We start from the raw sequence: 19,948 nt of genomic DNA, 5'->3' as shown, positions 1-19,948 counted from the left end.
GAACCGTTAATCTGGAAATACGAGAAATGATCGGACGTCGAAGGAATGCCCGCAACCGCTATTCTCACGGCCCCGGCCGCATTTCCAGGAGAAACTCATGGGCGACTATTACGACCTCGGAACGCACAGCCGTCCCGTCACCACGTCCTCCGCCGACGCTCAACTGTGGTTCGACCGCGGCCTGGTGTGGACGTACGCCTTCCATCACGAGGAAGCCGTCGCCTGCTTCGAAAAGGCGGCCGAGGCCGATCCGGAGTGCGCGATGGCGTATTGGGGAATCGCCTACGCGCTCGGCCCGAACTACAACAAACCCTGGGAATTCTTCGACGGTGAGGAACTGGTGCGGACCGTCGAGCGCACGCACGCCGCGGTGGAACGCGCTCACGAGAAGGCCGCCCGCGCCACCCCGGTCGAACGGGCCCTCATCGGCGCCCTGCGGGCCCGCTATCCGCAGCCGGAGGCCGTCGAGGACTGCTCGGTGTGGAACGAGCCCTACGCGGACGCGATGCGCGTGGTGTACGAACTGGCGCCCGACGACCCGGACATCGCCACCCTGCACGCCGACGCCGCGATGAACCTCACCCCCTGGCAGCTGTGGGACCTCAAGACCGGCCGGCCGGCCGAGGGTGCCCGGACCACCGAGGCCAGGGCCGTGCTGGAAGGCGCCCTCGCCACCGAGGCCGGCGTACGGCACCCGGGGGTCCTGCACCTCTACATCCACCTGATGGAGATGTCCCCGACCCCGGAGCAGGCCCTCACCGTCGCCGACCGGCTGCGCGGCATCGTGCCCGACGCCGGGCACCTGCTCCACATGCCCTCACACCTGGACGTCCTGTGCGGCGACTACCGCCAGGTCGTCGCTGCCAACAGCGACGCGATCGCCGCCGACGAGAAGTACCACCGGCAGGCCGGGGCGATGAACTTCTACACCCTCTACCGGGCGCACAACCACCACTTCAAGATCTACGGCGCCATGTTCCTCGGTCAGGCGCAGGTCGCCCTGGACGCCGCCGCCCAGCTGGAGGCGGCCATCCCCGAGGACCTGCTGCGCGTGCCGAGCCCTCCGATGGCCGACTGGCTGGAAGCCTTCCTGGCCATGCGCGTTCACGTCCTGATCCGCTTCGGCCGCTGGGGCGAGATCCTCGAACTGCCCGCCCCGGCCGACCCGGAGCTCTACGCGATGACCGTCGCCATGCGGCACTACGCCCGGGGCGTCGCGCTCTCCGCCACCGGCGAGGTCGACCGGGCGGAGGCCGAACGCGAGCTCTTCCGGGCAGCGGTGAGCCGGGTGCCCGAGACGCGGATGCTGTTCAACAACACCTGCCACGACATCCTCGCCATCGCCGCGGCCATGCTGGACGGCGAACTCGAATACCGCAGGGGCAACCACGACCTCGCCTTCGCGGCCCTGGAGCGCTCCATCGAGCTGGACGACAACCTCCCCTACGACGAGCCCTGGGGCTGGATGCAGCCCACCCGCCACGCCTACGGCGCACTGCTGCTGGAGCAGGGCCGCGTGGCGGAGGCCGAGGCCGTCTACCGCGCCGACCTCGGCCTCGACGACACCCTGCCCCGGCCTCTCCAGCACCCGGGCAACGTCTGGGCGCTGCACGGCTTCCACGAGTGTCTGCTCCGCACCGGCAAGACCGGCGAGGCGGCCCTCGTGGCCCACCAGCTCAAGATGGCGAGCGCACTGGCCGACGTACCGGTCCGGTCGTCCTGCTTCTGCCGCATGGATGGGGCGGAGCCCGCCGACGGGTGCTGCCACTGACGCCCGTGGTCAGGGCCGGTTCAGGCGCGCGAGCTCCAGTGCCCGGGTCATGGCGGGCCGGTCCCGCTGCCGCCACTGAGGGGTGCCGGTGAGGGAGAGCAGGAGATCCGGGGTCAGCCGGTGGCCCTCGGCATGCGCCAGCAGGGCCTCGGCCTCGCGGGGCGACGTGGCGGCGTGGTCCTCGTCGGCGATCGTGCGCAGCACATCGTCGCGGTCGGTGAAGCGGCTCATACCGCAGTCGAGGCCGTCGTCGTCCAGGGTGCCGGGGTACGGGGCGCGGGCCCAGGCGCCGTTCTCGTACCAGTAGACACAGCCCAGCTCATGGCCGCTCAGGTAGTCCCCCAGCTCATCGTGGGGGAGCCAGGCGGGGGCCCCGGCGAGCAGGTCGACCGGCGGCTGGTGCCACTTGCATCCGCTCGACTCGTCCTCGCCGAAGAGCACGTACCGCCCCGCGCCCCGCATGGCCAACCCCCACCATGTGCAACCGGCATCGTCCAGGCGGAGCCCCGTGCCGTCCACCCAGGTCCCCGTACGGTGGTACGTCCCCTCGTCCGCCGTGGTGGCCTCCAGTACGGCGATGAGCGCCCAGCGCGCCCACAGTGCCTCCGCCGGCGGCAGATCCCCGGGCAGCCCCGGCCGGTTGATGGTCATGCGCCGTCCCCGCTCGTCCCACCGATCAAGATCGCGCCCAGCCTCTCACAAGGTGAACGGCTCACGGTCAACGGCCGGTTGGCCGTCCCGGCTCGGCGCGCAGCAGGACGATCCCGTAGACGACGATCCACACCACCCACGTCAGCCATCCGGCGAGCCCGAGAAGTCCGAGCGGACCCGGGCGGTCGACGACCCAGGGCGTCAGCCCGGCCGAACCGAGCATCAGGGCGGCCGACACCAGACCCCACCTGCCGTGCCAGGGACGGACCAGCCCGGTCCGCAGCCCGCCCAGGGACAGACCGACCAGGGCCAGCGCGAGGAAGGTGCCGTTGAGGGTGAACAGGGCGTCGTGGAGTGCCCACAGGCCGGTGTCCGCCCCGACGCCGTCCGCAGCCGTCGACGCGAGGGCCAGCCGTATGGCGATGACGCCGGCGAAAGCCGCGTTCTGCAACAGGAGCCCGGCGAAGCCGACCAGTGCCCATGCCGAGCCGTGCTCCCCCTCGGCCCGCCACAGCGCCCGGACCGCTCCCGCGCCGAACACCGTGGCCAGGACCCAGGCCGCCGGTGTGAGCGCGGAACCGATGCCGACCAGGTCGTGGTGGGCCCGGAAGAACCCGTCAACCTCGTCGATGCCGGCACCGGTGCGCGGCAGGCCGGCCGGGACCAGGACCGCGTTCCCGGCGACGATCAGGAAGGCGAAGCCCAGCCCGGCCAAGCCGCTGACACGGGTGAAACTCATGGCGGCCGGGGCGCTTCTCGGCAGTGTACGTAACATGTATTGATTATAAGTACCGTAAACCCAAAGTGTGGAAGGGGCCGGAGCCATGAGTGAGGAGCCGGGTCGACGGCGGTACGACTCGCTGCGCCGGACGGCACAGGCGCAGCAGACCCGTGCCGACATCGCCCGCGCAGCGTTGCACCTGTTCGTCTCCCGGGGATGGGCGGCGACCACGGTCCGGGACGTGGCACGCGAGGCGGGAGTGTCCGTGCCGACCGTCTATGCCGCGTACGGCAACAAGTCGGGCCTGACCCGGGCGTTGGCAGATGCGGCCGACCTCCCGGCCGATGTGCCGCGGCTGGTCGCGGCGCTGGAGTCACCCGGCGCCGACCCCGCAGGCCAGCTCGCCGCCATGGCCGGCTACGACCGGCGCCTGTACGAGCGCGCCGGCGACGTCATCACCCTGGTGCGGGAAGCGGGCCGCTCCGAGCCGGAGCTCGCCACGCTGTACGAGGACAGCCGCCGGCGCGGCGACCGGACCCGGGTGCAGGTCTTCTCCTCCTGGCCGCCGGGTGTCCTGAGACCGGGACTGGACGTGCCGTCGGCGGTCGACGTCTACGCGGCGCTGTGCAACATCGACGTGTACGCCGTGCTGACCGGCGAGCGCGGGTGGTCAGCCGACCAGGTGGAAGAGTGGTGGTGCGGCGCGCTGGTGCGCGAGCTGCTCCCGTAGGCGCCGGTGACGGACGTGGAGCCGTGACACGTTTGGGCTGCGCCTCCACCGGTCACTCGTGCGGTGACCCGTAGTCGAACACGACGTGGAGTGAGCGAACCGTGGCTGGAGATCAGAAGGGCAAGGCGAAGGCCGAGCAGGCCAAGGGCAAGGCCAAGGAGACGATCGGCCGCGCGGTGGGCAACGAGCGGCTGGAGGCCGAGGGCCGGGCGGAGCAGTCGAAGGGTGACGCCCGCCAGGCCAAGGAGAAGACCAAGGACGTCTTCAAGCACTGAGTCGCTTGCACGAGAACATCACATGGCTGTGCCGCGTCCCGTGGGGGACGCGGCACAGCCATGTGCGGACCCGTACGAGCCAGGACCGGCCCGTCAGGCCGCTGAGGCGGGCGGGCCCGGCCGGGGTGTGGAGGCGGACCGACGGGTCCTCGGCGGTGCCCGTGCGGCCGGTGACGGGGAGTGTGGTGTCCTTCCGTACCCCGGCGGCGTGAGCATCCGCGACGGGTCGCCGGGGCGGGGGGCGGGGTCGTACGGCCGTCGGCGCCATGCGCGGGGTGCAGCCGGTGCCGCCCCGCCGGGGCGAGCTGCCCGTTGGGCCGGCCGGTGAACACGGCTGCAAGGGGTGTGCGCCGGTTCTCAACTCGCCCCAGCTCTTGACGTGTTGATTGCCGTCCTAAAACATGCGGGAAACTCGATTGATTCTGCGCGGTTCTGTTCGCTCTCGAAGGGAATCCATGTCCAGCAGACATCGCCTCGCCCGGACGGCACTGGCGATCACCGTCCCGCTGGCGCTCGGTGCGGGCCTCATGGCCGTGCCGCCCGCCGCCGCTGCCGCCGACCCGCCCGCCGGCGCGGTCACGGTACGGATCGATCCGTCCTACCGGCAGCAGGAGTTCGAAGGGTGGGGGACGAGCCTCGTCTGGTTCGCCAACATCACCGGCCGCTACCCCGAACCCATCCGGCAGAAGCTCGCCGCCATGCTGTTCGGCGAGGACGGACTCCGCCTGAACATGGCGCGCTACAACATCGGCGGCGGCAACGCCCCCGACGTCCGCAAGGACTACATGAAGACCGGCGCGACGATGGACGGCTTCTGGAAGGCGCCCGCGGGCACCACCCGGGAGGACACCGACTGGTGGAACCCCGACGACCCGGAGCACTGGGACTGGTCCGCCGACCCGGGCCAGCGCTGGTGGGTGGACCGCGTCAAGAGCAAGGTGACCCGCTGGGAGGCGTTCAGCAACTCGCCGCCCTGGTTCCAGACCGTCAGCGGTTACGTGTCGGGCGGCTTCGACGCGAACACCGACCAGATACGGGCGGACCGCGTCGACGACTTCGCCACCTATCTGGTCAAGGTCACCGATCAGCTGGAGAAGAAGCACCGCATCCGGTTCGACACCATCGCCCCGCTCAACGAACCCAACACCAACTACTGGGGCACCCAGATCGGCCCCGACGGACAGCCCACCGGCGGCCGACAGGAGGGCGCACACGCCGGCCCCGAACTCCAGCAGAAGGTCGTGCTGGCCCTGCAACGCGCGCTGGAGAAGGCGAGTACCCGCGCCACGATCTCCGCGATGGACGAGACCAACCCCAGCACCTTCGTCCGCAACTGGAACGCCTACGACAGCACCGCCCGGGCAGCCGTCGACCAGCTCAACGTGCACACCTACGGCACCGGCATGCGCACCAGCGCCCGCGACAGCGCCAAGGCCGCCAACAAGCCGTTCTGGATGAGCGAGGTCGAGGGCACCTGGGGGACCGGCACCGACTTCACCGGCATGGAACCGGGACTCGGCATCGCCACCCGGGTCGTCGAGGACATGCGTGAACTGGAGCCGTCCGCCTGGGTGTTGTGGCAGCCGATCGAGGACTCCATCCCGCAGGCGCAGGCCGGCAAGAACTGGGGCAGCATCCACGTCCCGTTCAACTGCACCGCCGGGGACACGCTGGAGACCTGCCCGGTCAAGGCCAACACCAAGTTCCACACCCTGCGCAACTTCACCCACCACATCCGCCCCGGCGACCACTTCGTCAAGGCCGACGACCCCTCCAGCGTCGCCGCCGTGCGCAAGTCCGGCCGCGGTGCGACGGTGGTGCACGTCAACAACGGCACGACCCCGCGCGCGGTGACCCTGGACGTCTCGAAGTTCCGGCGGATCGCCCCCGGCGCGACCGTGACCCCTGTGGTCACCAGCGCCGACGGCGCGCTCGTCCGCGGCGCGCCCGTCAGGGTGAAGAACGACTCGGCCACCGTGACCGTCCCGGCCAAGTCGGTCACCACCCTCCTCGTCGACGGCGTGTCCGGTACCGCCGCCGACGCCGGGCTCGTCCGGCCGGGCCATGTCTACCGCCTCCAGGGCGCCCAGAGCGGCAAGTCCCTCGCACCGTCCGCCGACGGCGACGGCGTCGTCGTCCGTACGGCGGACCCGGCCGCCGAGTCCCAGCTGTGGCGGGTGAAGCAGCTGACCCGCGGCGAGGGCAACCGTGAACGCTACGCCCTCGTCAACGCCGAGAACGGCAGGCGTCTGGCCGTACGCGACGACGAGGCCGTGCTCGAAGACGGTGCCACACCGGCCGCCCAGTGGATCATGTCCACCACCGGCGACGGCACCTGGACCTTCGTCAACGCCGCGACGGGCCGCCTCCTCGACGTCGTCGGGCAGTCGACCGCGGACGGCGCCCGCGTCTCGGCCCACCTCCCGACCTCGGGCGCCAACCAGCGCTGGGGAGTGATCGACGAGACGGTGCTCCGTACACAACCGGCGAAGGCGTTCACCGTGCCCGGGCGCGCCCCCGACCTGCCCGGCACCGTGACACCCGTCTTCCGTGACGGTGCCCGGGGTGCGCTCCCCGTGCAGTGGACGCTGCCCTCGGACGCCCGCTGGCGCAAGCCCGGAACGGTCCGCGTCAAGGGCCGGGCCACCGACGCCCTCGGCCGGACCGTCCCGGCCGAAGCGGTCGTCACCGTGGACACCATCGCCGCCACCCTCCCGGCCCGCGCCAAGGCCTACACCGGCGGACGGCCCTCCCTGCCCGCCATCGTGACCGGCGTGGGACGGCACGGAGGCACCGCCGAACTCCCGGTCACCTGGGAGCCCGCACCCGAAGGCGCCTTCGACGACACCGGCGTGGTGACCCTGCGCGGCACTGCCCGCGTCCCGGGCGCGGACCCGGCCGCTGCGACCGTACGCGTCCAGGTCACCGCACCCCGGGAGACCGGCGCCGCGCGTGAGGAGGGCGTGACGGTCGGCGCCACCTACACCGAGAGCGGCTACTCCGCCGACGGCCTGCGCAACGGCATCACGTCCGAGAAGGCCTGGTCGAACTGGAGGTCCGGCACGAAGAACCCCTCCGACACCATCACCTTCACGCTGCCGCAACCCCGCGATGTGAGCCGTGTCGTGACCCACTTCCACCGTGACGGCACCAACGTCAGCTTCGCGGAATCCCTCACGGTGCAGGTGCGGGGCTCCGACGGCACCTGGTCCGACGCGAGCGGCCGGATCGCCGTCGGCAGCGAGGGGACGCCCGTGGCCGACGTGCCGCTGCGTACGGCCGGCCCGGTGACGGGCGTGCGCGTGGTGATGACGGCCCGTCCGGGCGGCTACATCACCCTCGGGGAGATCGAGGTCCTCGCCAAGGCGCCGGGCGCTTCCACCGACGCCGCGGCATCGTCGATCGAGGTGGACGGCACGTCCCTGAGCGGCTTCGAGCCGGACCGGACGAGCTACCGGGTGGCGGTCGACCGCCCGGACCGCGCCCACGTCACCGCCACACCGCGTGACCCCTACGCGCAGGTGACGGTCGGCAGGGACACGGCCGGGGGCAGGACGGTCCACACCGTGACCGTGACCGGCGAGGACGGTTCACAGACGCGGGAGTACAGGATCGAGCTGACCCGCCGCTGAACGCACGGAAGCGCGGGGCCCGCACGCCCCGCGCTTCCGTCTTCCGGGACCAGGCCGATCAGACCGCCGGGGCCGGGTACGTCGGGTACTCCACGCCGGACACGTGCTGCACGACACGGATGACCTGGCAGGAGTAGCCGAACTCGTTGTCGTACCACAGGTAGAGGATCGCGTTGTCGCCGTCGACCTTGGTCGCGCCGGCGTCGACGATCGAGGCGTGGCGCGAGCCGATGAAGTCGCTGGAGACCGCGTCGGGAGCCGTGGTGAAGTCGATCTGGCGCTTGAGCGGCGAGGTCAGGGAGACGTCGCGGAGGTGGTCGAGGACCTCCTCGCGGGTGGTCTCACGGCCGAGCCGCAGGCTGAGGATCGCGATCGAGACGTCCGGCACCGGAACGCGGATCGAACTGCCCGTGATGGGCGCCTTGAGGTCGGGCAGCGCCTTGGCGACGGCGGAGGCGGCACCGGTCTCGGTGATGACCATGTTGAGCGGCGCGGACCGGCCGCGGCGGTCGGCCTTGTGGTAGTTGTCCAGCAGGTTCTGGTCGTTGGTGAACGAGTGAACCGTCTCGACGTGGCCGCGCAGCACCCCGAACTCGTCGTCCATCGCCTTCAGCGGCGGCACGATCGCGTTCGTCGTGCAGGACGCGCAGGACAGGATCTGCTCGTCCGGCTTGATGGTGTCGTGGTTGACGCCGTGCACGATGTTGGGGACGTCGCCCTTGCCGGGGGCGGTCAGCACGACCTTGTCGATCCCGGGGCGCAGGTGCCCGGACAGGCCCTCGCGGTCGCGCCACTTGCCGGTGTTGTCGATGAGGATGGCGTCCTTGATGCCGTACGCGGTGTAGTCGACCTCGGACGGGTCGTTCGCGTAGATCACCTTGATCGCGTTGCCGTTGGCGACGATCGTGCTGTTCGCCTCGTCGACGGTGATCGTGCCCTGGAACTGGCCGTGGATCGAGTCGCGGCGCAGCAGCGAGGCACGCTTGACGATGTCCTGCTCGCCGCCGCCGCGCACGACGATGGCCCGCAGCCGCAGACCGTTGCCCGAGCCGGACTTCTCGATGAGCAGCCGGGCGACGAGCCGGCCGATGCGGCCGAAGCCGTAGAGGACGACGTCCCGGCCCTCACGGCGCTCGATCTTGTCGGCGCCCGTGGCACCGGCGACGGCCTCGGCGGTGAACTCCGCGATCGACAGGCCCCGGTCGTCGGCCTGGTAGGCCTCGGCGAGCAGGCCGATGTCGATCTGGGAGGGACCGAGGTCGAGCGTGGTGAGAGTCTGCAGGAACGGCAGGGTGTCGGTGACCGACAGCTCCACGCCGGCGATCTGCCGGGCGAAACGGTGGGTCTTGAGGATGCTCACCACCGACTTGTTCACCAGGGAGCGGCTGTGCAGCAGGACGGTCACGTCCCGCTCACGGTGCAGCTTCCCGATGATCGGGATCATCGACTCCGCGATCTCCTCGCGGATCTTCCAGTTGGTGAACGAGTCGTCGTTGACAGTCACGAGTCCATCTTTCGAGCTAGGCGGCGCTCATATGTTAAACCGTCGATTCCTCGACCTCGCAGGGGGTGCCTCCCATCCCCTGTCCGCGGTCCCTCCGCGCGCCCCGCGGGGCAGGGCTTGAGACGATCGAAAACGGATCTTCCGCGCGAAAGGGGCACCCATGGACTACGACTCCGTCGCCGACGAGCTGTACGCCCTGCGCCCGGAGGAGTTCACCGCCGCCCGCGCCTCCGCCATGGCCTCCGCCCGAACCGCCGGTGACCGGGAACTCGCCGGACGGATCGGGGCGTTGCGCAAGCCCAGCCTCGCCGCCTGGGTCAGCAACCTGCTGGTCCGCAACAGCCCCGGGGAGGTGGAGCCCCTGCTGCGCCTGGGGGAGTCGCTGCGGCAGGCCCACCAGGACCTGGACGGCGCACAGCTGCGTGAGCTGAGCCGCCGGCAGCACGCGCTCATCCGGGCCCTGTCGCTTCAGGCCCGGCAGCTCGCGAAGGAGGCAGGCCATCCGATCGGCGAGGGCGTGCAGCGCGAGGTCGAGAACACCCTGCACGCCGTCCTCGCCGACCCCGAGGCCGCGCGGGCCTGGGCGGGCGGCCGTCTGACCAAGCCGCTGGACGCGGCCGTCGGCTTCCCCGCCGTGGCCGCGGGCGCCCGGCCGCAGCGCCCCGCGCCCGCTCCCGCCCCCTCCCGCCGCCCGGACAGGAAGACGGGCGAGCAGCGGCGACGCCGGCTGGACCGGGCCCGCGAGGAGGCCGAAGCCGCCGAGCGGGAGCTGCGGGAGCTGCGGGACGAGGCGGTGGCGGCAGGTCGGGCGGCGGAGGAGGCGAAGCGGCAGGTGGACGCCCTCCAGCGGCACGTGGAGGAGCTCACCGGCGAGCTGGAACGGATCAGGGGCGAGCACCAGCAGGCCCGCTTCGCCGAACGGACGGCCCGGGAACGGGCGCGCACGGCCGACCGGCGGGTCCGTGAGGCCGGACGCAAAGCCGCGACGGCCGCCGCCCAGCTCGAACGCCTCACCTCATCGGACGCCTGACACCTGATCGACGGACCGGCACGGCGGTGCGCGCCTCCTGACGCCTGCCGGGACGCGATCATGCCCCTGTGACTGAACTCACATCCCTCAAGTAAGCCGTCCCACACGGCTCCACACGCACGACACCAAAATTGAACCGTTCGTTTTCTTGAACAGGTCGTGTTTGTGTGCCTAGGTTGTCCGCATGACCGCATCCGGGAACCCGACCACCGCCGAGGAGCTGCGCGGTGCCGGCCTGAGGGTGACGGCCGCCCGCGTCGCGCTGCTCGAAGCCGTACGGGACGGTGACCACCTCGGTGCCGAGGCCATCGCCTCCGAGGTGCGCGGCCGCGTGGGCCACATCTCCGTCCAAGCCGTCTACGAGGGGCTGCACGCACTCACCGCGGCGGGACTGATACGCCGCCTCGACCCACCCGGCAGCCCGGCCCTCTACGAGGGGCGGGTCGGTGACAACCACCACCACCTCGTGTGCCGGTCGTGCGGAGCCGTCGCCGACGTCGACTGCGCGGTGGGCCACGCCCCCTGCCTGACCGCGTCCGACGACCGCGGCTTCGCCGTCGACGAGGCCGAGGTCATCTACTGGGGCCTGTGCCCCGCCTGCTCCACCGTTCGCAGTACCTGAGCACGTGATCCACCGCAGCGTTCCTGAGTACGTGATCCACCCGAGCACCGTGATCCACCCCGTCCGGAAGGATTTCCATGACTGAGAACCACGACGCGATCGTCACCGACTCCAAGTCGGAGGAGACGGGAGGCGGTTGCCCCGTGGCGCACGGCCGCGCTCTACACCCGACCCAGGGTGGCGGCAACCGCCAGTGGTGGCCCGAGCGGCTCAACCTGAAGATCCTCGCCAAGAACCCCGAGGTGGCCAACCCCCTCGGTGAGGACTTCGACTACGCCGAGGCGTTCCAGGCCCTCGACCTCGCCGCCGTCAAACGCGACATCGCCGAGGTGCTCACCAGCTCGCAGGACTGGTGGCCGGCCGACTTCGGCAACTACGGCCCCCTGATGGTCCGTATGGCCTGGCACAGCGCGGGCACCTACCGCATCAGCGACGGCCGCGGCGGCGCCGGTGCCGGCCAGCAGCGCTTCGCCCCGCTCAACAGCTGGCCGGACAACGGCAACCTCGACAAGGCCCGCCGCCTGCTGTGGCCCGTGAAGAAGAAGTACGGCCAGTCCATCTCCTGGGCCGACCTCATGATCCTCACCGGTAACGTGGCCCTGGAGCAGATGGGCTTCGAGACCTTCGGCTTCGCCGGCGGCCGCGCGGACGTCTGGGAGCCCGAGGAGGACGTGTACTGGGGCCCCGAGACCACCTGGCTCGACGACAAGCGCTACACGGGCGACCGCGAGCTGGAGAACCCGCTCGGCGCCGTCCAGATGGGCCTCATCTACGTCAACCCCGAGGGCCCCAACGGCAACCCGGACCCGCTCGCCGCGGCCCGCGACATCCGCGAGACGTTCCGCCGCATGGCGATGAACGACGAGGAGACCGTCGCCCTCATCGCGGGTGGCCACACCTTCGGCAAGACCCACGGTGCCGGCCCGGCCGACAACGTCGGCGCCGACCCCGAGGCCGCCTCCATGGAGGAGCAGGGCCTGGGCTGGCGCAGCACCTACGGCACGGGCAAGGGCGGCGACGCCATCACCTCCGGCCTCGAAGTCACCTGGACCAGCACTCCCACCGCGTGGAGCAACGGCTTCTTCAAGAACCTCTTCGAGTTCGAGTACGAGCTCGAGCAGAGCCCGGCCGGTGCCAACCAGTGGGTCGCCAAGGACGCCCCGGAGATCGTCCCGGACGCGCACGACTCCTCGAAGAAGCACCGTCCGAAGATGCTCACCACGGACCTGGCGCTGCGCTTCGACCCGATCTACGAGCCCATCTCCCGCCGGTTCTACGAGAACCCGCAGGAATTCGCGGACGCCTTCGCCCGCGCCTGGTTCAAGCTGACCCACCGTGACATGGGCCCGAAGTCCCTGTACCTCGGCCCGGAGGTCCCGGCGGAGACGCTGGTGTGGCAGGACCCGCTGCCGGAGGCCGAGGGCGAGAGCATCGACGGCGGCGACATCGAGACCCTCAAGACCAAGCTCCTGGAGTCGGGTCTGTCCGTCTCGCAGCTGGTGTCCACCGCGTGGGCCTCGGCGTCCACCTTCCGCGGCAGCGACAAGCGCGGCGGCGCCAACGGCGCCCGTATCCGCCTGGAGCCGCAGCGCGGCTGGGAGGTCAACGAGCCCGACGAGCTGGCGCAGGTCCTGCGGGTCCTGGAGGGCATCCAGCAGGAGTTCAACTCCGGTGCCGGTGCCAAGAAGGTCTCCCTGGCCGACCTGATCGTCCTCGGCGGCACCGCCGCCGTCGAGAAGGCCGCCAAGGAAGCCGGCTTCCAGGTGCAGGTCCCCTTCGCCGCGGGCCGTGTGGACGCCACGGAGGAGCACACCGACGCCGAGTCGTTCGAGGCGCTGGAGCCCACCGCCGACGGGTTCCGCAACTACCACGGCAAGGGCAACCGCCTGCCGGCCGAGTTCCTGCTGCTCGACCGGGCGAACCTGCTCACCCTCAGCGCCCCCGAGATGACCGTCCTGGTCGGCGGCCTGCGGGTGCTGGGTGCCAATTACCAGCAGTCCCAGCTCGGTGCCCTCACGAAGACGCCGGGCTCGCTGACCAACGACTTCTTCGTCAACCTGCTCGACCTGGGCATCGAGTGGAAGTCGACGTCCGAGGACCAGACCACGTTCGAGGGCCGCGACGCGGCCACCGGCGAGGTCAAGTGGGCCGGCTCCCGGGCCGACCTGGTCTTCGGCTCGAACTCCGAGCTGCGCGCCCTCGCCGAGGTCTACGCGAGCGACGACGCCAAGGAGAAGTTCGTCAACGACTTCGTCGCGGCGTGGGTCAAGGTCATGAACCTGGACCGGTTCGACCTGGTCTGATCACCTCCGCACGACAGGACGCCTCGGGCCCTCGGCCCGGGGCGTCCCGCGTTGTCCCGGCAGCGTTGCCTGAGGGATCGTCAAAAACCGTTCAAGGTAAGAACATCACTTACCCAACTCTCACCATGAAAGGGCAAGGAACGCGATCGCACGCCGGGACGGGCATACGTTCGGGTCGTGAACACAGATTCCGCTTCCCACAGAGGCGCCGGCCGTGCGCCGCACCCCGCCGCCGCACGGCCCACCACCGGCGGTACCGTCCGCCGCACCCTGCTGCGCACCGCCCTGACCGGGGCCGCGGTGCTCGGCGCGGGCCTCGGCGCCGCCCGGCCGGCCACCGCCGCCACCCCCACCCGGGACCCCCACCCGAGGCCCGGCACCCCCGCCGAAGCCCTGCGGGAACTGGCCGCGGGCAACCGCCGCTGGCGCGCCTGCCAGGAACGCCACCCGCACGAAGACCCCGCCCTGCGCCGGACGCTGGCCACCGGCCAGCACCCCTTCGCGGTCGTCCTCGGCTGCATCGACTCGCGTGTGCCCCCGGAACTCGTCTTCGACCAGGGCCTCGGCGACCTGATGACCGTGCGCACCGCCGGCGAGGTGCTGGACGAGGCCGTCCTCGGCAGCGTCGCCTACGGCGTCCTGGAACTCGCCATACCCCTGGTCGTCGTCCTCGGGCACCAGTCGTGCGGCGCCGTCCGGGCCGCCGTCGAGGCGGAGGAATCCGGGACGAAACTGCCCGCCCACATGCAGTACCTCGTCGACCACATAGGCCCGGCCATCGATCACGGCAAGGAAGGGGACGCCCGGATCGACGCGACCGTGAGCGCCAACGTCCGGCTCGTACGCTCCCGGCTGGCCGCCGAACCCGAACTGGCCGCCAGGATCGGCGCGGGCAAGCTGGCGATCGTCGGTGCCCGCTACGAACTGACCACCCAGGCGGTCCACCGCCTGGCCTGACCACCCGCCCGGTCCGCTGCAAGAGACAGCGGACCGGGCCGCTCCATCACGCCCGCAGCGGGTTGTACCGTGCCGCCGCCATCACGTACCAGGCGGTCGCCCCCGTGTGCCGGTACGGGTAGTAGCCGAAGCCGAATCCGGTGTCCAGCGGACTGCTCGCGGACACCACCCCACAGCGCTCGGGCAGTGCCTTCCCGCCGACGGTCTGACCGCCGCCCAGCAGATCCTGGGCCTGCTCGGTGGACGCGATCAGGCGCCGGGCGCGCCCCTCGTCCCCCCGCGCCCCCCGGTCGCGCAGGGCGAGCGCGAGGTGGGCCGTCCCCTCGAACCACACGCCGTTGCGGTCGGGCTTCGGCTGGCCGGCTGCGATCGGGGTGTCCTCGTTCGCGAGGAGGCTCGCCGAACTGAAGGTGACACCCTCGTACGACTGCCCCGCGGGCACCGTGCTGTTGACGCGTCCGGAGTGGTCCGTGACGGCCAGCTCGGCCGCGGCCCAGTCCAGCGAACGGGAGAAGCGGCGGGAGCCGAGCGCGAGGTGCGTCCAGGTCTGGGTGTCCTCCGGGACCGGGGACTTGTTGACCGTGACACCGTCATTGGTGCCCGTGTAGAAGAAGCCGCCGGACGGCTCCCACATCCGCCGCACGAACGCCTCGGCCTGCCCCCGCCGTTCCAGCCACACCCGGTCGCCGGTGAGCCGGGCGAGCCGGCCGAAGAGGCAGATCAGGTCGGTGTTGTGCTCGGTCGAGGTGAACGGCAGCTTCTGATTCGCCCCGTCGACCCCGAACTTGAAACCGCCGAGGGGCTCGTCGGTCCGGCCGTTCCGCTCGATCCACCCGCCGATCCGCACGGCACCGTCCAGGAAGCGGCGCGCACCGGTACGCCGGGCGAGGGCGCTCAGCGCGATGCCGGCCCAGGCCATGTCACCCACGGCGGTGCCGGTGAAGCCGAACTGCATCCCGACGTTGACGGTCCCGTCCGCCCGCACGAAGCCGTCGGGCTGGAGCGAGCCGTCGTAGAAGGTGTACGGCCCGACGTTGTAGGCCTGCCGGAGCCTGCCGTCGTCGTACGCCGGGTCGTGGCCCTGGGCGTGGAGCAGCGCATCTCCGAGCGCCTTGGCCCTGGTCAGGCCGGCCGAGGTCCGGGCCGCGAGGTGGGCGAGGATCGCGAGGGCGTTGTCATAGGTGAACGCGGTGCTGAACAAGCCGGCCTGGTCGGTGTAGCTCTGGGCCAGACGCAGGACGCCGTGGTCGGGGTAGGCGTCCATGGCGGCGGCGAGGAAGGCCAGACCCCGCGCCGGGGCCGATGCGGGGCGCGCACCGGTGGCACCGGCCGCGAGGGCCTGTCCCGAGCCGGCGGCGGTGAGCCCCGCGGCACTGATGCCGAGTCCGGCACCGATGAGCGAACGCCGGCTGAGCGCCGGGCCTTGTCTGCCAGTCATGGATCTCCCTTGAGAGCGCTCTCAATCAGTGCGCGCTCATTGTGCTGGCGCTCCGGGGTGGGGTCAACGCTCCGGTCGGAAGGGAGAGTCGGCGGAGAAGGCGGAGGGGAAGCGGATCACTCGCAGACGATCTCGTCACGCGGCGTGTAGTGCGTGCGGTACGGCTCCCGCTTCACTTCCCGGCCGTCGTCGTAGAAGACCCGCTCCACGGTGACGTCGAACCCTTCGAGCGGTGTCTGCGGGACGCACTCCTTGTCGTCGCTCACCTTCTTCTCCGGCTTCTTCACCTCGGTGCGCGGCCCCGTGACCGACTTGATCTCGTCGTACTTGCGGGTGCCGAGGAAGGAGACGGTGACGGAGGTGTCCGTGGACTCGGCCTGGATGTAGACGGAGTTGCCGGAGTCGTTGGCGAACCGCAGGTCCAGGCTGCCCCAGGCGACCGTCGCCTCGCGGCCCTCCGGGTAGCGCTCGATGTAGAACGAGTGGGCTCCGTGCTCCACGGGCTTGAGCCCCGCGAAGAACAGCGCGTTGTACACGGTCGTCGCCACGGACGAGACACCGCCGCCGGAGGCCTTCGTGAACTTGTCGTCCAGGATGATGATGCCGTCCATGAAGCCGTTGGCCTCGGTGCGCTCACCGACGGTCCGGTTGAAGCTCCAGGTCTCGTCCGGCCTGACGAGCGAGCCGTTGATGAGTTCCACCGCCCGGCCTATGTTCTTCGTGCGGTACTCGGCCGGTTCGAAGTGGACGGTGAAGGAGGACATCTTCTCCGTCAGCCCCAGCTCCGCGGCGTTCTCGCGGGTCACCTCCGGCCGGGTCTCACGGACCTCCACCTGGCCGCTGCGGGCGGCGCCCGACGCGGTGAGCAGCGGCAGTACGGCCTTGCCCAGCGCCTTGTCGGTGACCGACCGGCCCACCGTGGCGTCCTCGGCCACCACGGCCTTGTCGCCCTCCGGCCGCAGCTTCGCGTTCTCGGCGGTCGTGGTGATGTCGTCCAGGGGACCGGCCACGGACGGCTCGGCGCGCAGCCCCTTCACGTCCAGGTCAGGTCTCAGCCCGCCGCTGCCGTCCGGCCGCATGGTCAGATGCTCGCCGAGCACGTCCTGGCCGACCGAGAACCGCCGGCCTGCGGCGGTGAGCGTGACCGGGCCCGACATCGCCGGCTCCGCGAAGGTGCGTACCGCTCGCTCCACCGCGCCGGCGGCCACCTCCGGGCGGGTCTCGCGGGTGGGCAGGGAAGTGGCCGTACCGGTGTCACCGCGCAGGAAGGAGTCGCGCAGGGGCCGGACCGCGGCGTTCACGTCCAGCGCGTACCCCGTCCGCGGCGTGACCGCCTTCACCCGGCCGTCGTCGAACGCGACGCCGCCGTCCCTGACCTTCTGGTCGAGGCCCTTCGCGAGCTGTCCGAGGGCCCTCCGGGCCTGGTCCTCGTCGAGGTCCACGACCGGCTCGATGTCACCGCCCGAGCGGAAGAACCCGCCGAACACGCTGACCGGATCGGCGCCGGTGCGCGCCGCACGGTCGACCGTCTCCTCGACGTCGTAGGAGAGGCCGGCGCGCTCCGGATCGAGCCGGCCCGTGCGGTCCCCGACCTCGACGGGCAGCTCCCGGGCGCCGGCCGCGCCCAGCTCCCGTTCCAGCTTCCGCACCGCCTCCGCGCGGCTCAGCCCTCCGATGTCCACTCCGCGCACGGTCGTGCCGGAGTCGATCTGGCCGCCCGTGAGGAGCAGCCCGGCGAGATACAGACCACCGACCCCCACGGCCAGCGCGCCGCCGGCCAGGGCGACGGGCGGGAGGGAGGTGATGCGCGGGACAAGGGTGGTACGGGGGCGCATGGGTCTCCAGAAGATCGATACGAGGGTGCACCCGATGACGCGACGATGCGCGGGCAAACACATCAAGCTATCCATACATCGGGGGCGAACCGGTATGGCCCAGACCACTTATGTCCGAGATCATTCCGGAATCGGCCGGACCGGCCCGGCCGCCGGGCACGGGCACAGAGTGGTAACGACGGACAACGGTGGGGACGTTGACACGGTCTAGGCCACCATGAAGATCTCTTTCCTGATCCACAACGCCTACGGAATCGGAGGCACGATCACCACCACGTTCAATCTGGCCGGGGCCCTGGCCGAACGGCACGACGTGGAGATCGTCTCCGCGTTACGCCACCGGGAACACCCCAACCTGGTCCCGGATCCGCGGGTGCGGCTGCGGGCGCTGGTGGACTTGCGCAAGGAGGCGGACCATCCGCTGCACCGGAGACCCGCGAAGGTGTTCCCGCCCGCCGAATACCGTCACCACCAGTACAGCGAGCTGACCGACCAGCGCATCGGCGAGTGCCTCGCGGCGCTCGACGCCGACGTCGTCATCGGCACCCGCCCGGGCCTCAACGTGCACATCGCCCGCCAGGCCCCGCAGCACGTCCTGCGCGTCGGCCAGGAGCACCTCACGCTCGACAACCACTCGCCGCGGCTGCGCACCGCCCTGCGCCGCGCCTACCGCCGTCTCGACGTGATCACCACCGTCACGGAAGCGGACGCCGCCGCCTACCGGCGCAAGATGTGGCTGCCCGGCGTCCATGTGGAGGCCCTCCCGAACAGCGTCCCCGACCCCGTCCTGCCTCCCGCCGACAGCACCGCCAAGGTGGTGATCGCCGCGGGCCGCCTGGTTCCGGTCAAGCGCTACGACCTCCTCATCGAGGCGTTCGCCCAGGTCGCCGCGGCGCACCCGGACTGGCAGCTGCGCATCTACGGCAAGGGCGAGGAGCAGCCCAGGCTGCGGGAGCTCATCGAGCGGCTCGGCATGTGGAACAACGTGTTCCTGATGGGGGCAGCCACCCCCATGGAAGCCGAGTGGGCCAAGGGCTCGATCGGCGCGGCCGCTTCCAACTTCGAGCCGTTCGGCATGACCATCGTCGAGGCCATGCGCTGCGGACTGCCCGTCGTCAGCACCGACTGCCCCTACGGCCCCGGCGAGATCATCGCGGACGGCACCGACGGCAGGCTGGTGCCGGTCGGAGACCGTGACGCGCTCGCCGCAGCCCTGCTGGACCTCGTCGGCGACGACGAGCGCCGCCACCGCATGAGCCGGGCCGCCCTGGACAACGCGCGCCGTTTCGCCCCCGGCCCTGTCGTCGCCCAGGCCGAACGCCTCCTGGAGGCCGCCGCCGAGGCCAGGAGCACCGGCCGGACGGCCACCCCGCAGCACCACCGCACCCAGAGCGCCCTGACCGGCCGCGGCCACGCCGCCCGCGACGCCGCCCACGCCGCCGCCTCCGGCGTGCTGCGCTCGATACGGAAGGGACGCCGATGAGTACACCGGAAGACAGGACGCCGGGGGAGCCGCGAGAGGGCGTGACGCCGGGCGCGCAGCAGAGGCCGCCGGGCATGCGGCACGAGGGCGGGACGCCGGGCACGCCGCACATCACGACGACGAGCCCGCAGCACGGCTCCCCCCTGCGCGCCGACTGCGCGATCGACAGCGACGGCCGGATCACTTTCCGTCTGCCGTCGGCCCCCGGCGCACGCCCCCGGCTGCTCCTGAGGCTGCGGCCCAAGAAGGGGCGTTCTGAGACGACCCGCCACCTCCTCGACCTGGAGCCCGACCGGTCCGACGGCCACCGGCACGCCGTACTGGAACCACACCCCGTCCTCGACGAGGGCCGCTGGGACCTGTACCTGCTGCCGGAACCCGATGCCGAGCGCCGGCGGCTGCGCCCGGGCCTGCGGGACCTGCGCAGCCTCGTCGACGGCCACCTGCGCGACCGCGCAACGCCGGTCGCGGTCAGGATCCCGTACGTCACGAAGGACGGTTTCCTCGCCCTCAGGGCATGGCGGCGCCCCGCTCACGCGGAGGCCCGCGCCATCGAGGTCACCGACCGGGACATGACCGTCACGGGCCGTCTGCACGGCGCCGAGCTCCAGGCGGACGCCGCCGTGCGTCTGCGCCTGCGCGGCACCGACACCGTACGGACCGTCCGCCCCCGGACCGACGACGACGCCAGGGGCTTCTCCTTCACCGTCGCTCCCGGGGACCTGGCGGGCGGCGGTGGGGGAGCGGCCCGGGTCTGGGACGCCTTCGTGCGCCCCACGGAGGGAGCGCCGCCGATCAGGGTGGGCCGGCTGCTCGACGACGTGGCCGACCGCAAGCACGTGTACGTCTACCCGGCGATCGAAACGGACGGTTCCGCTCTCCGCCCTTACTACACCGTCGACAACGACCTCGCGATAGAGGTGACGTAAGGCCGATCCGCCGAAATGCCCGAAATGAAAATCCCTGGAGTTTGGGATGGTCGTTTCGGTGATGCGC

15 protein-coding genes are annotated in these 19,948 nt (G+C 71.2%); 10 read left to right on the top strand and 5 right to left on the bottom strand.

The genetic code is table 11. The features are described from left to right. Positions 1-97: 97 nt before the first annotated feature. A complete protein-coding gene (locus tag AB0E85_RS17185) occupies positions 98-1,771 on the top strand; it encodes a hypothetical protein (protein WP_361927432.1) in 1,674 nt (557 codons plus the stop codon). 9 nt (positions 1,772-1,780) lie between these two features. Here AB0E85_RS17185 and AB0E85_RS17180 read toward each other — a convergent pair whose 3' ends face one another. After that, complete coding sequence (locus AB0E85_RS17180) at positions 1,781-2,422, bottom strand: hypothetical protein (protein WP_361927429.1); 642 nt, start codon at positions 2,420-2,422, stop codon at positions 1,781-1,783. A gap of 67 nt (positions 2,423-2,489) precedes the next feature. After that, positions 2,490-3,197, bottom strand: coding sequence for a 2-oxoglutarate/malate transporter (locus tag AB0E85_RS17175; RefSeq protein ID WP_361927426.1), 708 nt, complete (start codon positions 3,195-3,197; stop codon positions 2,490-2,492). 49 nt (positions 3,198-3,246) lie between these two features. Between AB0E85_RS17175 and AB0E85_RS17170 the strand changes: the two genes are divergently transcribed. From AB0E85_RS17170 to AB0E85_RS17160, 3 genes are all read left to right on the top strand, one after another. After that, positions 3,247-3,873 carry a helix-turn-helix domain-containing protein gene (locus AB0E85_RS17170; protein ID WP_361927424.1) on the top strand — a complete coding sequence of 209 codons (627 nt, stop codon included), beginning with the start codon at positions 3,247-3,249 and terminating at the stop codon, positions 3,871-3,873. A gap of 101 nt (positions 3,874-3,974) precedes the next feature. Further along, a complete protein-coding gene (locus AB0E85_RS17165) occupies positions 3,975-4,148 on the top strand; it encodes a CsbD family protein (RefSeq protein WP_078625313.1) in 174 nt (57 codons plus the stop codon). Positions 4,149-4,603: 455 nt separating this feature from the next. Continuing rightward, on the top strand, positions 4,604-7,780 hold the full coding sequence (locus tag AB0E85_RS17160) for a glycoside hydrolase (protein ID WP_361927421.1): 3,177 nt from the start codon (positions 4,604-4,606) through the stop codon (positions 7,778-7,780). Between the two features lie 58 nt (positions 7,781-7,838). Here the strand turns inward: AB0E85_RS17160 and AB0E85_RS17155 are convergent, their stop codons facing one another. Beyond that, complete coding sequence (locus tag AB0E85_RS17155; protein ID WP_361927418.1) at positions 7,839-9,284, bottom strand: glyceraldehyde-3-phosphate dehydrogenase; 1,446 nt, start codon at positions 9,282-9,284, stop codon at positions 7,839-7,841. 160 nt (positions 9,285-9,444) lie between these two features. Between AB0E85_RS17155 and AB0E85_RS17150 the strand changes: the two genes are divergently transcribed. The 4 genes from AB0E85_RS17150 (at position 9,445) to AB0E85_RS17135 (ending at position 14,196) form a co-directional block, all read left to right on the top strand. Further along, positions 9,445-10,314 (top strand): hypothetical protein, encoded by an 870-nt coding sequence (locus tag AB0E85_RS17150; protein ID WP_361927416.1) that lies wholly within the window; start codon positions 9,445-9,447, stop codon positions 10,312-10,314. Positions 10,315-10,498: 184 nt separating this feature from the next. After that, entirely contained in the window at positions 10,499-10,936 is a 438-nt protein-coding gene (locus AB0E85_RS17145; RefSeq protein ID WP_361927413.1) for a Fur family transcriptional regulator, read from the top strand. A 77-nt stretch (positions 10,937-11,013) separates the two neighbouring features. Beyond that, positions 11,014-13,239 (top strand): catalase/peroxidase HPI, encoded by a 2,226-nt coding sequence (katG, locus tag AB0E85_RS17140; RefSeq protein ID WP_361927410.1) that lies wholly within the window; start codon positions 11,014-11,016, stop codon positions 13,237-13,239. A 177-nt stretch (positions 13,240-13,416) separates the two neighbouring features. Then, complete coding sequence (locus AB0E85_RS17135) at positions 13,417-14,196, top strand: carbonic anhydrase (RefSeq protein WP_361927407.1); 780 nt, start codon at positions 13,417-13,419, stop codon at positions 14,194-14,196. 46 nt (positions 14,197-14,242) lie between these two features. Here AB0E85_RS17135 and AB0E85_RS17130 read toward each other — a convergent pair whose 3' ends face one another. Both AB0E85_RS17130 and AB0E85_RS17125 read right to left on the bottom strand, forming a co-directional pair. Beyond that, positions 14,243-15,634 (bottom strand): Tat pathway signal sequence domain protein, encoded by a 1,392-nt coding sequence (locus tag AB0E85_RS17130; protein WP_361927405.1) that lies wholly within the window; start codon positions 15,632-15,634, stop codon positions 14,243-14,245. 116 nt (positions 15,635-15,750) lie between these two features. Then, the gene (locus AB0E85_RS17125; protein WP_361927403.1) at positions 15,751-17,469 is read right to left on the bottom strand and encodes a VanW family protein; all 1,719 of its coding nucleotides are present in this window, start codon (positions 17,467-17,469) and stop codon (positions 15,751-15,753) included. 217 nt (positions 17,470-17,686) lie between these two features. Here AB0E85_RS17125 and AB0E85_RS17120 point away from each other — a divergent pair, with 217 nt between their 5' ends. Continuing rightward, entirely contained in the window at positions 17,687-18,952 is a 1,266-nt protein-coding gene (locus AB0E85_RS17120; protein WP_361927400.1) for a glycosyltransferase family 4 protein, read from the top strand. Beyond that, on the top strand, positions 18,949-19,881 hold the full coding sequence (locus AB0E85_RS17115) for a transferase (RefSeq protein WP_361927397.1): 933 nt from the start codon (positions 18,949-18,951) through the stop codon (positions 19,879-19,881). The genes AB0E85_RS17120 and AB0E85_RS17115 overlap by 4 nt, the downstream gene beginning before the upstream one ends. The last annotated feature ends 67 nt before the right edge of the window (positions 19,882-19,948 follow it).

The organism is Streptomyces sp. NPDC029044 (genome assembly GCF_040637495.1).
Lineage (GTDB): Bacteria > Actinomycetota > Actinomycetes > Streptomycetales > Streptomycetaceae > Streptomyces.
Note: the sequence above shows the minus strand (reverse complement) of the source record. Positions and strands in the feature narration are given on the sequence as shown.

Bases quoted from the DNA above. Each gene is read 5' to 3' on its own strand.
- AB0E85_RS17185 (WP_361927432.1), top strand. From the start codon at position 98: ATGGGCGACTATTACGACCTCGGAACGCACAGCCGTCCCGTCACCACG.
- AB0E85_RS17180 (WP_361927429.1), bottom strand. From the start codon at position 2,422: ATGACCATCAACCGGCCGGGGCTGCCCGGGGATCTGCCGCCGGCGGAG.
- AB0E85_RS17175 (WP_361927426.1), bottom strand. From the start codon at position 3,197: ATGTTACGTACACTGCCGAGAAGCGCCCCGGCCGCCATGAGTTTCACC.
- AB0E85_RS17170 (WP_361927424.1), top strand. From the start codon at position 3,247: ATGAGTGAGGAGCCGGGTCGACGGCGGTACGACTCGCTGCGCCGGACG.
- AB0E85_RS17160 (WP_361927421.1), top strand. From the start codon at position 4,604: ATGTCCAGCAGACATCGCCTCGCCCGGACGGCACTGGCGATCACCGTC.
- AB0E85_RS17150 (WP_361927416.1), top strand. From the start codon at position 9,445: ATGGACTACGACTCCGTCGCCGACGAGCTGTACGCCCTGCGCCCGGAG.
- AB0E85_RS17145 (WP_361927413.1), top strand. From the start codon at position 10,499: ATGACCGCATCCGGGAACCCGACCACCGCCGAGGAGCTGCGCGGTGCC.
- katG (WP_361927410.1), top strand. From the start codon at position 11,014: ATGACTGAGAACCACGACGCGATCGTCACCGACTCCAAGTCGGAGGAG.
- AB0E85_RS17130 (WP_361927405.1), bottom strand. From the start codon at position 15,634: ATGACTGGCAGACAAGGCCCGGCGCTCAGCCGGCGTTCGCTCATCGGT.
- AB0E85_RS17125 (WP_361927403.1), bottom strand. From the start codon at position 17,469: ATGCGCCCCCGTACCACCCTTGTCCCGCGCATCACCTCCCTCCCGCCC.
- AB0E85_RS17120 (WP_361927400.1), top strand. From the start codon at position 17,687: ATGAAGATCTCTTTCCTGATCCACAACGCCTACGGAATCGGAGGCACG.
- AB0E85_RS17115 (WP_361927397.1), top strand. From the start codon at position 18,949: ATGAGTACACCGGAAGACAGGACGCCGGGGGAGCCGCGAGAGGGCGTG.